Source organism: Streptomyces sp. CB03234 (genome assembly GCF_001905885.1).
In the GTDB taxonomy this organism is placed as follows: Bacteria; Actinomycetota; Actinomycetes; order Streptomycetales; family Streptomycetaceae; genus Streptomyces.
The window spans coordinates 691,466-702,982 of the sequence record NZ_LIYH01000001.1; the positions used below are offsets into that span (position 1 = coordinate 691,466).

The window sequence follows — 11,517 nt, forward strand, 5'->3', positions numbered from 1 at the left end:
GAGGGCTCTCGGGGGACCGCCAGGGGACACGCAGGGGACGGAAGGACCCGGAAGGATCAGGAAGGCCGGCACCGAGCCAGAACGGCAAAGTGCTGCTGACCTGCGGTTATAGGAAAGACGCGGTAAGAGTCGGGACGGATCGGAAGATCCGAAAAGGACTCATAATCCGTCGGCCGTGGGTTCGAGTCCCACCCGCCCCACCACGCGGTGGCCCCGCAGAAACGTTTCGACCAGTGCGAACGCCGCTCGGCCGCCTGCGGTCGAGCGGCGTTCACGCTGGACGACCGGGAGCCGGCGGCCGAGGACGCCGCTGCCGGCCTCCTGGTCACGGGCGGCGCACATCCTGCCTGCTGGGGCCCGCGGCCGTGCTGGTCGCCGTCCCGGTGGTCGGTCGCGGACGTGCCTACGGCCCCGGGCCGACAGGCCCGGGGCCGTAGGAGGCACCTTCACCGCTGGTCAGAGCAGGGTCTTCGCGACATCTCTGAACGTGTCGCTCCACGCCGTGGGGCGGAGCGTCTTGGGGTCGAGCCGGATGTGCACCCGCCGCCCCTCGGCATGCACCACGCCACCGTCCGCGGACAGCACCCGGAAACCGTAGACCGCGCTGGAGTCGGAGAGTTTGTCTATCCAGAGGTGGACACCGATTTCACCCGTGCCGCGGATGGGCGCCCGGTAACTGATCGAGAACTCCGCCACGGCCAGGAACACGTCGGGCTGCGTGTACTTCCCGTCGGTGAACGCGAAACCCTGGCGCGCCCAGAAAGTGGTCAACGCCCGTTCCACCAGGACCATGTAGCGGGAGTTGTGCACGAAGCCCATCGAGTCGAGCTCGTCGAAGTGGGTGTAGCCGGGTTCGACGATGCCGCGCTCCACGGTCGTCTCGGGCTGGGTCATGCCTGCCTCCAAGGTGGGCTGGAACGAGCGGGATACTGGACGGTAACAGTGGGGCTCCCTCCCGGGCAGGAGAATCGGCCAGTTCCGTGGTCAGACCGCGGCCACCTCGACGATGGAGAGCGCACCCGGCGTGGGGATGACGCGCAGCGACTTGAGATCCGCCGCGGAGAGCAGCTCCTCGAGTTCCTCTTCGCTGCGTTCCCGTCCGTCGAACACGGTCAGCATCAGTACGTCGGAAATCGTGGCGGACGGCGAGATGTCCGCGTCCGGGCGCACCACGTCGACGATCAGCAGGCGCGACTGCTCGGACATGGCGCTGCGTACGGTCCGCAGAATGCGCACGCTGTCGGCGTCGCTCTTGTCGTGGATGATGCGTTTGAGGACGTAGAAGTCCGCGCCGGGCGGTACGGCCTGGAAGAAGTCACCCACGGCGGTCTCCCAGCGCCCCTCGATCGCCGGGTCGTCCAGCTTGTGCCGCCGGAGCACGGATTCGCGCTCGAGGAGGACACCGCGCAGACCGGGGTTCGCGGCGAGCAGGGTGCGCAGGAAGCCGCCCAGGCCGCCGGCGAGATCGATGACCGTGCCCGTCTCCGGGAAGTCGTAGCTCGAGACGATGCCGCTCTGCTCCGTCATGGACATGGTGTCCATCGCATCGGTGAAGAGCTGTTCACGCTCCCCTTCGCCCTGGATGTAGTCGAAGAGGGGGGCGCCGAAGATGTCGTTGAAGGCGGTGCTGCCGTCGCGGACGGTGTCTTCGAGCCGTCCCGCCGGCTGCCAGTACATCTCGTCCGTGAACAGCAGGGCGGCGGGGCGTACGGAGTAGGGGACGTCGGTGCGCAGGACGTGGGCGGCGGGGGTGAGGTGGAAGGCTGAGACCGTGTCCTCGCGGAAGATGCCGCGGGTGGCGAGGAAGCGCAGTATGCGGTGGAGGGAGGGGGCGTGTACGCCGGTGAGTTCGGCGAGTTGGGCGGCGGTCTTGGGTCCGTCGGTGAGGTGGCCTGCGATGTCGGTACGCAGGGCCACGCGCAGTGCCGCGGGGTAGAGGTAGCCGAGCGAGTCGCCGAGGACCTGCCTCACTGCTGCTGCGATCTCCGTGGCCTGGGTCGGTTGCGTCGCATCGCTCAAGGTGGGCTCTTCCTGTGACGTGTGCACGAGCAAGGGGCTTCTCGGCCGCTCAGGCAATGACGGCTTCGAGGATGGAGACCGTGCCAGGAGTCGGGATGACGCGGACCAGCCGGAGGTCGGCCGCGGCGAGGAGGTCCTTGAACTCCGCCTCGGTGCGCTCTTTGCCGTCGAAGATCGTCATCATCGCCACGTCGTACAGTTTCGCCGGGTGCGGGTCGTTGCCGGGCGGCACCACGGCGTCGATGACCAGGAGACGGGCCTGGTCGGACATGGCCTTACGGACGGCCTGGAGGATCCGGAGACTGTCGTCGTCGCTCCAGTCGTGCAGGACGCGCTTGAGGACGTAGATGTCGCCGCCGGTGGGCGCGACGTCGAAGAAGTCCCCCTCGGCGGTCTCCCAGCGGCCCGCGATCGCCTCGTCGTCGAGCTGGTGCTGCTGGAGTACCGCGTCCTGCTCGTACAGCACACCGTGCAGTCCCGGGTTCTCGGCGAGGACGGTGCGCAGGAAGCCGCCGGGGCCGCCACCGACATCGATGATCTTCCCGGTCTCCGGGAAGTCGTAACTCCCGGCGATACCGCCCTGCTCGATGGTCGAGAGGTCGGCGATGCCGGTGTGGAAGGTCCGGGCGCTCTCCTCGTTCTGGGCGAGGTAGTCGAAGAGGGGGGCGCCGAAGATGTCGTTGAAGGCGGTGCTGCCGTCGCGGACGGTGTCTTCGAGCCGTCCGGTCGACTGCCAGTACATCTCGTCCGTGAGCAGCAGGGCGGTGGAGCGTACGGAGTAGGGGACGTCGGTGCGCAGGACGTGGGCGGCGGGGGTGAGGTGGAAGGCTGAGGCCGTGTCCTCGCGGAAGATGCCGCGGGTGGCGAGGAAGCGCAGTATGCGGTGGAGGGAGGGGGCGTGTACGCCGGTGAGTTCGGCGAGTTGGGCGGCGGTCTTGGGTCCGTCGGTGAGGTGGCCTGCGATGTCGGTACGCAGGGCCACGCGCAGTGCCGCGGGGTAGAGGTAGCCGAGCGAGTCGCCGAGGACCTGCCTCACTGCTGCTGCGATCTCCGTGGCCTGGGTCGGTTGCGTCGCATCGCTCAAGGGTCTGCCTCCATACGGCATCGCACTGTGGTCTCGTGAACCGGGCGCGAGGGCTCCCGGTCACCGGTCGCGGTCCAGCCTGGCCCCGCGGGCTGACCGGTGGCTGACCGATCGCTGACCGGGCCGGGCGCGCGCCGCCGCGCGGCGGTGCCGTCAGCGGCAGGTCAGTGAGCTGTCAGCCGGTACGGCGACGATGCGCCACGTGTGCCCGTGCGCCGGTGGCGCGGGGGCCCTGAGCACCCGACGCGTGGAGGCGGCCTTGACGGTACTGGACGGCGCGACCGTGACCGAGGGCACGGTGGACTGGCAGGGGCGGAGGACGTGGTACCGCGTAGTGGGACCGCCCGGCCGGAGGCCCGACCGGACTCCGCTGGTGATCTGTCACGGTGGTCCGGGCCTCACCCATGACTACCTCGCCCCGGTCGCCGAGTCGATCGGCGCGAGCCGGACCTGCGTGCTGTACGACCAGATCGGAAACGGGCGCTCGGAACACCACGGGGGCGCCCGTGCCGGATTCTGGACGCCCGAGCTCTTCGTGGAAGAGATCCAGGCGCTCCTCGACCACCTGGGCATGGCCGGTGGCTACCACCTGCTGGGGCACTCCTGGGGCGGGATGCTGGCCCTCGAGCTGGCGGTCCGGCGACCGGCCGGGCTTCGCTCGCTCGTCGTCGCCGACGCGTTCGCGTCGTCGCGGACGTACCGCGAGGAGGTCGGTCGGCTGCTGAGCGAACTGCCCCAGGACATCAGGGAACCGATAGAGCGCCACGAGGCGGCGGGAACCACCGGTTCACCGGAGTACCAGGCCGCGGTACGGGTCTTCTACGGGCGTCATGTCTGCCGGGCCCGGCCCGTACCGCCCGGGCTCCTCCGGACCCTCGCGTACATGGAAGCGAATCCCGCGGTGTACGAGACCATGATGGGGCCGAGCGAATTCAGCATGACCGGAACGCTCCGCGACTGGGACATCCGCGACCGGCTCGACCGGGTGGAAGTCCCCCTGCTGCTCGTATCGGGACGGCACGACGAGGTGACGCCCCGCGCGGTCGAAGAGATCCGGCATGGCGTGCCCGGGGCCGAGTGGCATCTGTTCGAGGAGTCGAGCCACATGCCGCACCTCGAGGAACCCGTCCGTTTTCGCGAGGTGGTCGAAACGTTCCTCGCACGCCAGAGCAGTGGGACGGCGTGAGACGGCGGGTAGGACGGCGGTGGGACGGATGCGATACGGATCCGGTACGGCAGTGCGCCGGGCGTGGTTAGCATGACCGCCATGGCATCGACTACGCCGACGGTGGGCCTGTTCGGGATGAATATGAACGCCGCGGCGGACCCGGCGTTCTCGGCCCGTATCGCCCGGCGGGCCGAAGAGCTCGGCTATGACTCGCTGTGGGCGGCCGACCATGTCGTCCTGCCGCGGCCTCGTACCCAGGACTCGCCCCTGGATCCCGACACCCCCCTGCTCGACCCGGTGGTGGCTCTGACGCACCTGGCGTCCCACACGGAACGGATCCGGCTCGGCACCGGTTGCGTCATCCTGCCGCAGCGTAACCCCGTGATCCTGGCCAAGCAGCTGGCCAGCCTCGACGTGATCAGCGGGGGCCGGCTGCTCTTCGGCGCCGGCGTCGGCTATCTGCAGCCCGAGATGAGCGCCGTGGGCGTCCCGATGGCCGGCCGCGGCGCACGGGCGGACGAGTACCTCCAGGCCATCCAGGCCCTCTGGTACGAGGACGAACCCGCCTTCCACGGCTCGTATGCCCGCTTCGCATCCGTCGATGCCCGTCCGCGGCCCCTCCAGCGCCGGGTGCCGCTGGTGGTCGGCGGACACAGCGCCGCGGCCCATCGGCGCGCGGTCGCCCACGCGGACGAGTGGTTCGGCTATCTCGTCGGCGTACGGTCCACCGCCGCACAGGTGCGCGCGCTCAGGGAGCTCTCCGACCGTGCCGGGCGGCAGGACCGGCCGCTCAAGGTTTCCGTGGCCCCGGCCCGGCCGCTGGACGCCGCGACAGTCAGGACGTACGCGGAACTGGGCGTGGACCGGCTCGTCGTCGTCCCGCCCATGGACCTGACCCCGCAAGGATTCGAGGAGTTCGTGGAGCGGCACGCGCCCCGCCTGCTCGGGGCGGCTCCGGCCTGATCCGACAGACCGGCCCTAGGCCGCCCCGTGGTCGGCTGCGATGAATGAGGAGACCTGCTCCCCGACCATCAGCGCGGGCGCGTGGGTGTTGCCCGTCGTGATCGCCGGGAACACGGAGGCGTCCGCGACCCGCAGGCCTTCGATGCCGTACACCCGCAGCCGCGGGTCGACGACGGCATCGGCGTCCACCCCCATCCTGCAGGTGCCCGTCTGGTGGTGATAGGTCGTCACCGTACGCCGCAGATAGTCGCGCAGGGCCGGGTCCATGGCCCCTTCGCCCGCCTCCGGGCCCGGATACAGCTCGCGGGCCCCCCACTCCTCACGCAGGACCGAGGAGCGTCCGATGTCCCGGCACAACGCCGCGGCGGCCGCCAGACTGTCCAGATCCGCCGCCGTACGCAACGTGCCGGGGTCGATGAGCAACTCGTCCTCCGGCCGCGCGCCGGTGAGCCGGATCGATCCGCGGGAGGCCGGCCGGACGATCCCGGCCTGCAGGGTGAAACCGCTGGGAGGCCCCGTCATCCCCGGCTGGTACATGGGGGCCGGGAAGTGCAGCGGCTGGAGGTCCGGCACCGGCAGACCCGGCCGACTGCGCCAGAACAGATGCGTCTGGGCGGGACCGAGACCCGGCGACGGCCGGCCGAGGGGACGTTCCGTGCTGAAGATGACCGGTGCCAGGACGTGGTCGTGCAGGTTGTGTCCTACGCCCGGGAGATGGACCACCGCGTCGATGCCCACCGAGCGCAGCTCGGCCGCGGCGCCGATGCCGGACAGCATCAGCAGCCGGGGCGACTCGATCGCCCCCGCGCTGATCACCACTTCCGCACGGGCGGTGGCCCGCTCGACGATCCCTTCCCGCAGCCACTCCACGCCGACGCACCGCGTGCCTTCCAGGAGTACCCGCCGCGCGCGGGCCCCGGTGACCACGGTAAGCCCGGGCGACTGGGCGACCGGATCGAGAAAGGCCGCGGCCGCGCTGCACCGGCGGCCGTCGGCGATGGTGAACTGGATCTTCGAAATTCCCTCGGGACGGCCTGTGTTGTAATCGGTCTGATGGGGGATGCCCGTCTCCCCGGCCGCCTGGATCAGCGCTTCGTGGATGGGGTCCGCGTGGTACTTGGTGAGCACCGGCAGCGGCCCGCCCGCACCGTGCGTTTCGTCCGCCCCGGTGTCGTAGTCCTCGATGGCCCGGAAGGCCGGCAGGACGTCCCGCCAGGACCAGCCGTCATTGCCGAGGTAGGCCCAGTGGTCGTAGTCGAGGGCCGCGCCCCGGGCGTAGATCATCGCGTTGAGCGCGCTCGACCCGCCGAGCACCCGGCCGCGGGGCCAGTGCAGCCTGCGGCCGGCCGCGTGCTCCTGCGGCGTGGTGCGGTACGCCCAGTCCTGCTCGCCGAACCACAGTTCACCGAACCGCAGCGGGTCGTCGATGGCAGGGTTGGTGGCTTCGCCGCCGGCTTCCAGAAGCAGGACCTTCGCGCCCCGGTCCACCAGCCGGCGCGTGACGACGCAGCCGGCGGACCCGGCACCCACGACGATGACGTCGAAGGGACCCTTGCTGAGCTGTTCGGCCACGTGCCGGCCTCCATTGACGGTTCGTCGGGTACGGGTACCAGTTGAGTACGAGTCCGGGTTGTGGTCCGGTTCGCGCCAGGGACGGGCGCGGGCCGGGGGTGCTCACGCGGAGGTGAGGACCAGCACCGCGTTCTGGCCACCGAAGCCGAACGAGTTGCTCACCGCCACCTCGATCCGCTGGGCGCGGGGGCCCTTGGCCACGACGTCCAGTTCGATCTCCGGGTCCAGGTTCTCCAGGTTCGCCGTCGGCGGCACGGTCGCGTTCTGCACGGTCAGCACGGTCAGCGCCGCCTCGATCGCGCCCGCTGCCCCGAGGGCGTGACCGACCGCGCCCTTGGCGGAGGTGACCGTCGCACGGTCGCCGAGGAGTTCGTGCAGGACCTTGGACTCGGCCGCGTCGTTCAGCGGCGTCGAGGTGCCGTGCGCGTTGACGTGATCGACCTCGCCCGGCGTCACACCCGCCGAGACCAGTGCCGCCTCCAGGGCCTGCCGGGCACCGGTGCCCCGCGGGTCCGGCGCTGTCATGTGGTGAGCGTCGGCGGAGGCGCCGTACCCCGCGATCCTCGCCCGTACGCGAGCCCCGCGAGCCCGTGCGTCCGCCTCGCGTTCCAGGATCAGCACGCCACTGCCCTCGCCGATGACGAAGCCGTCCCGGTCCACGTCGAACGGACGGGAAGCGGCGGCCGGTTCGTCCCGCCGCCGGGACAGCGCCCCCATCTGTGCGAACCCTGTGACGATCAGCGGACTCACCCCGGCTTCGCTGCCGCCCGTGATCACCACGTCGCAACTGTCGTCGTGCAGCAACCGCGTCGCGGCTCCGATCGCGGTCGCGCCGGAGGCGCAGGCGGTCGCGGTGACGAAGTTGGGACCGCGGGCGCCGAACTCCATCGCGAGGTGACCCGCGACCATGTTCGGCACCAACAGGGGGATCAGCAGGGCCGAGACGGAGCCGGGCCCTTCGGACAGCATGGTCCGGTGCTGCCGCTCCCAGGTCGAGACACCGCCGAGCCCGCACCCCATGACGACGCCGACGCGCGCGCCGTCCCATGTCCTCGGGTCGAGCCCCGAGTCGGCGACGGCCTCTCGCGCGGCGACGATGGCCAGTTGGACGAATCTGTCGTGTACGAGGGTGCTGCGGCGGCCGACGAGTCGAGCCGCGCTGAACTCCGGGACCGTGCAGGAGATGTCGACCGGCAGGCCTTCGAGGGAGGGATCGGACGTGGCCCTCGACAGGCCCTCGCAGACGCCCTGCCAGCTCGCCTCGGCGCCGATGCCCGCGGCGGTGACCAGGCCGACCCCCGTGACGGCGACGGGAGCAGCGGTCATGACGTCGTCGCCGCGGCCGCCTGCTCCTCGATCACCTCGGCCGCCCGGCCGATGGTGTCGCGCGGCGACGCGGCGTCGTCACTGATCTTCACGCCGAGTTCCTTTTCGACCACCAACAGCAGTTCCACGAGGAAGAGTGAGTCCATCTCCAGGTCCTCGAAGGTCACGTCCGGTGTTATCTCGGAGCGATCCACCTGGAAACGGTTGACCAGGATGTCGGCGAGCGTGTCGTACATGGCTGCCATCAGGGGTTCCTCTCGTCCTGTGCTGCTGTCGTGTGGGGCTGTCGTGTCATGGTGTGTGCGGAAGGGACGGGGCGGCGGCGGTGCTGCCGCGCCGCGGGTGTCAGGCCAGGCTCCCGGGCCACGTCAGTACGGACGAGCCCCAGGTGAGGCCGCCGCCGAAGGCGGTGAGGAGGATCCGGTCACCCGGCCGCAGCATTCCGGTGGCATGCGCGTGGTGAAGGGCCAGCGGGATGGACGCGGCCGCGGTGTTGCCGACCTCGGCGATATTGCTGACGGCGCGCTCGTGCGGGATGTCGAGTTCGTCGGCGAGCCGGGTGAGGATCCTGGCGTTGGCCTGGTGGGCGACCAGCCAGTCCACGTCGGTACGGTGCCAGCCGGCCCGGTCCAGCGCGGTGGTGGACGACATCGCCATGCGCTGTACCGCGTGCCGGAAGACCTCCTTGCCGGCCATCGCGAAGTAGTGGTCCGCGGCCTCGGGGGGCAGACCGGCCAGGCGTTGTTCCGACCCGCCGGACCGCACCGTGATGAGATCCCGGCCCTCCCCGTCGCTGCCGAGGTCGAACGGGCCGATGGCGCCCGGCTCCCCGTCCTCCCCCGCGCGCAGCACCACCGCCCCCGCGCCGTCACCGAAGATGGCCGATGTCGTCCGGTCCTTCGGGTCGAGAATGCTGGAGAACGTGTCCGCCCCGATGACCAGGGCGCGGGTGGACGAGCCGGACGCGATCAGCCCGGCGGCGGTGGCGAGGGCGTAGACAAAGCCGGTGCACACGGCGGAGACGTCGAACGCCGCCACACCGGACAGCGAGAGCCGCGTCGCCACCGTGGGCGCGGTCCCCGGACACGGCCGGTCGGGTGTGGAGGTCGCCACGACCACGGTGTCCACCGAGGGGTCGCCGGAGGACTTGAGTGCCTGCTCGCCCGCTCCGGCCGCGAGGTCCGAGGTGGCGGTCCCGGGAGCGGCGAAGTACCGCTGCCGGATGCCCGTCCGGGACCGTATCCACTCGTCGGAGCCACCGGAGACCGCGGCGATCTCCTCGTTGGACACCGCGCGCGGCGGCAGGCAGCCGCCGATGCCGGCGAGGACCGCCGCCCGGCCGCTCATGCGATCCGGCCGACGGCTGAGGGCCGGCCCGTGCCGGCCGGCGTGAGCGCGGGGTCCTGGGCCAGGATCCCGGCGTAGCACTGCTGCAGTGGCAGGCCCGGCTGTACGCCGAGCTCCTCGTCCAGCCGCTGACGGGTGCCGTGATACAGGGTCAGTGCTTCACCCTGCCGCCCCGACCGGTACAGGGCGATCATCAGCTGCGCGCAGAAGTGCTCGTTCAGGGGCTGCTGGGCGACGAGCTGGCGTAGTTCGGCGGCCGCCTGGCGGACGTCGCCGACGGCGAGCCTGGCACTGATGAGGTCTTCCCACATGGTCAGCCGCCGCTCGTCGAACAGCGCGGCCGCCGCCCGGCACCGCAACCCGTCTCCGGCGTCGAGGAGGGCCGGTCCACGCCACAACCGCAGTCCGGACTGGAGGAGTTCGATCGCCCGGCAGGGGTCGTGGCGCAAGGTGGCCGACCCCCGCGCCGCGAGATCGAGGAACCGGTTGCCGTCCACGGCCTCGGGCGGGATGTCCAGTACGTAGCCGTTGTGTACGGCGCGCAGTACGGTCGCGGCGGCCCGTCCCTGGGAAGGGTCGGCCAGGATCTTCCGCAGGCGCGCCGCGTGTGCCTGAAGCGCGTTGTGCACATTGCCGAGCGACCGGCCGGACCACAGCTCGTCGGCGAGTTCCAGATGGGAGATCGCCCGCCCGGGTTCCAGGGCCAGGGTGGCGAACATGGCGCGTACCTTGTTCGCGCGGATCGCGCGTTGGTGACCGCCCACTGTGACGGACACGGTGCCAAGAATTTCGATGTGCACGACACTCCTAAGTCAATTCGACTCGTCGGGCGTCCTGTCGGCGGCATCGCCATGGTGTCCGGTTTCCGGCTACCGCGATCTCGCGTTGATCAAAGTCGTCAAATTGGCAAGACGTCATGCTTGTCGTGCGGCAGCTGGAGTGTCAAGGGATTTCTGTCGGGTACAGGGGGCGACCCAGGGGTTCCCCAGGGTGCCCAGGGATTCCCCCGGTGCCTTGCAGGGGTGGCGGATGCAAGACTCCTGGCTCCGGTGTCCGCCGAGGGCAACCGCGTGGCACGCGGTGCGTCATACGTATTCGTCGGACCGCCAATTCGGACGCGATCGGAGCAGACGTGTGACGAGTGGATCTGCAGCGAACGGAGCGCCGGTACCCCGCCTCGACCACGTCATGGTGCTGCTCGACGGGGCCGCGCATCGCGATGTGTCGGCGAGCGGGTTCCTGGCGGAACGATTCGGCAGGATCAAGCGCAAGGAAGCGGAAAGCTCGGTCGCCGGGCAGTACTCCACTCTGGGAGTGGCCGGCGAGAACACGCTGATCGAACTGTTCGGCAGCGATCTGCCCAGCGCCTCACCGCTCACGGGCGGTCTGGTGTTCTCGTTCGAGGAGCCCGGGTCCGCCGAGCGCGCCCGCGCCGCGCTGGATGCCTCCGGCGAGGTCAAGTACCACCATGACCTGGTGTTTCGTACGGTGGAAGGCACCGAGGAACAGCAGCCGTGGTACCACCTGATCAGCGTCGACCTCGGCGAGGGCAGTCCGTTGCTGCTCTTCCTCAACGAGGTGACGCCCGAGTACTTCCACTCCCTCGGCGCACAGCCCGCACCGGACGGGGCGCTGCTCCGCAAGAGCTATCTGGACGCGGCGCTCGGTGCTCCGGACGGGGCGAGGCGGCTCATGAGGGACGTCACCGGCGTGACGGTCTCGGTCACCGCCGAGCGCGGCCGGCGCCTCGCCGACGCGCTCGCCGTCTTCGGTCTCGCCGAGACCGAAACCGGGCCCGGGGTACGGGTACTGCGCGGCCACGGCCTCACCCTACGGCTGGAGACGGGCGACCGGCTGGAACGCGTCACGGAAATAGAGATCGGCCTGGATCCCGATGCCTACGAGCCCTCGGTGCCCAGGGAATTCACATTCGGTGAGACCTCGCGAATGGTCATCGAATCACCGGAGACCGCGCGCTGGAGTTTCACTCCCTCGCACTGAGCGGTCGTGTGCGGAATAAGTCCGGAAAGGTCAAGCC

At 70.3% G+C, this 11,517-nt stretch carries 11 protein-coding genes; 3 read left to right on the forward strand and 8 right to left on the reverse strand.

What is annotated here, in order from left to right; all coding sequences use genetic code 11:
• Positions 1–456: 456 nt before the first annotated feature.
• From AMK26_RS03155 to AMK26_RS03165, 3 genes are all read right to left on the reverse strand, one after another.
• Positions 457–894: an acyl-CoA thioesterase gene (locus AMK26_RS03155; protein ID WP_073751636.1), complete on the reverse strand. Its 438-nt coding sequence runs from the start codon at positions 892–894 to the stop codon at positions 457–459.
• A 90-nt stretch (positions 895–984) separates the two neighbouring features.
• Positions 985–2,019, reverse strand: a complete 1,035-nt coding sequence (locus tag AMK26_RS03160; RefSeq protein ID WP_198943978.1) for a methyltransferase — start codon at positions 2,017–2,019, stop codon at positions 985–987.
• A 49-nt stretch (positions 2,020–2,068) separates the two neighbouring features.
• Positions 2,069–3,103: a methyltransferase gene (locus AMK26_RS03165; RefSeq protein ID WP_073751637.1), complete on the reverse strand. Its 1,035-nt coding sequence runs from the start codon at positions 3,101–3,103 to the stop codon at positions 2,069–2,071.
• A gap of 259 nt (positions 3,104–3,362) precedes the next feature.
• On the opposite strand from AMK26_RS03165, the gene AMK26_RS03170 reads away from it, so the two are divergent.
• Positions 3,363–4,289 (forward strand): proline iminopeptidase-family hydrolase, encoded by a 927-nt coding sequence (locus AMK26_RS03170; protein ID WP_241837776.1) that lies wholly within the window; start codon positions 3,363–3,365, stop codon positions 4,287–4,289.
• An 81-nt stretch (positions 4,290–4,370) separates the two neighbouring features.
• Positions 4,371–5,234: an LLM class F420-dependent oxidoreductase gene (locus AMK26_RS03175; RefSeq protein WP_073752976.1), complete on the forward strand. Its 864-nt coding sequence runs from the start codon at positions 4,371–4,373 to the stop codon at positions 5,232–5,234.
• A gap of 15 nt (positions 5,235–5,249) precedes the next feature.
• Here AMK26_RS03175 and AMK26_RS03180 read toward each other — a convergent pair whose 3' ends face one another.
• The 5 genes from AMK26_RS03180 to AMK26_RS03200 form a co-directional block, all read right to left on the reverse strand.
• A complete protein-coding gene (locus AMK26_RS03180; protein ID WP_073751638.1) occupies positions 5,250–6,806 on the reverse strand; it encodes a GMC family oxidoreductase in 1,557 nt (518 codons plus the stop codon).
• A gap of 102 nt (positions 6,807–6,908) precedes the next feature.
• Complete coding sequence (locus AMK26_RS03185; RefSeq protein WP_073751639.1) at positions 6,909–8,132, reverse strand: beta-ketoacyl-[acyl-carrier-protein] synthase family protein; 1,224 nt, start codon at positions 8,130–8,132, stop codon at positions 6,909–6,911.
• Entirely contained in the window at positions 8,129–8,377 is a 249-nt protein-coding gene (locus AMK26_RS03190) for a phosphopantetheine-binding protein (RefSeq protein ID WP_073751640.1), read from the reverse strand. Before AMK26_RS03190 ends, AMK26_RS03185 begins: the two co-directional genes overlap by 4 nt.
• 100 nt (positions 8,378–8,477) lie before the next feature.
• Positions 8,478–9,479, reverse strand: coding sequence for a beta-ketoacyl-ACP synthase III (locus AMK26_RS03195; RefSeq protein ID WP_073751641.1), 1,002 nt, complete (start codon positions 9,477–9,479; stop codon positions 8,478–8,480).
• The gene (locus AMK26_RS03200; RefSeq protein WP_241837777.1) at positions 9,476–10,255 is read right to left on the reverse strand and encodes an AfsR/SARP family transcriptional regulator; all 780 of its coding nucleotides are present in this window, start codon (positions 10,253–10,255) and stop codon (positions 9,476–9,478) included. The genes AMK26_RS03195 and AMK26_RS03200 overlap by 4 nt, the downstream gene beginning before the upstream one ends.
• 358 nt (positions 10,256–10,613) lie before the next feature.
• On the opposite strand from AMK26_RS03200, the gene AMK26_RS03205 reads away from it, so the two are divergent.
• Positions 10,614–11,480 carry a DUF5829 family protein gene (locus AMK26_RS03205; RefSeq protein WP_198943979.1) on the forward strand — a complete coding sequence of 289 codons (867 nt, stop codon included), beginning with the start codon at positions 10,614–10,616 and terminating at the stop codon, positions 11,478–11,480.
• Positions 11,481–11,517: the final 37 nt, after the last annotated feature.

Coding starts and splice junctions, on each gene's coding strand:
- AMK26_RS03195 (WP_073751641.1), bottom strand. CDS start 9,479: ATGAGCGGCCGGGCGGCGGTCCTCGCCGGCATCGGCGGCTGCCTGCCG.
- AMK26_RS03185 (WP_073751639.1), bottom strand. CDS start 8,132: ATGACCGCTGCTCCCGTCGCCGTCACGGGGGTCGGCCTGGTCACCGCC.
- AMK26_RS03175 (WP_073752976.1), top strand. CDS start 4,371: ATGGCATCGACTACGCCGACGGTGGGCCTGTTCGGGATGAATATGAAC.
- AMK26_RS03155 (WP_073751636.1), bottom strand. CDS start 894: ATGACCCAGCCCGAGACGACCGTGGAGCGCGGCATCGTCGAACCCGGC.
- AMK26_RS03190 (WP_073751640.1), bottom strand. CDS start 8,377: ATGGCAGCCATGTACGACACGCTCGCCGACATCCTGGTCAACCGTTTC.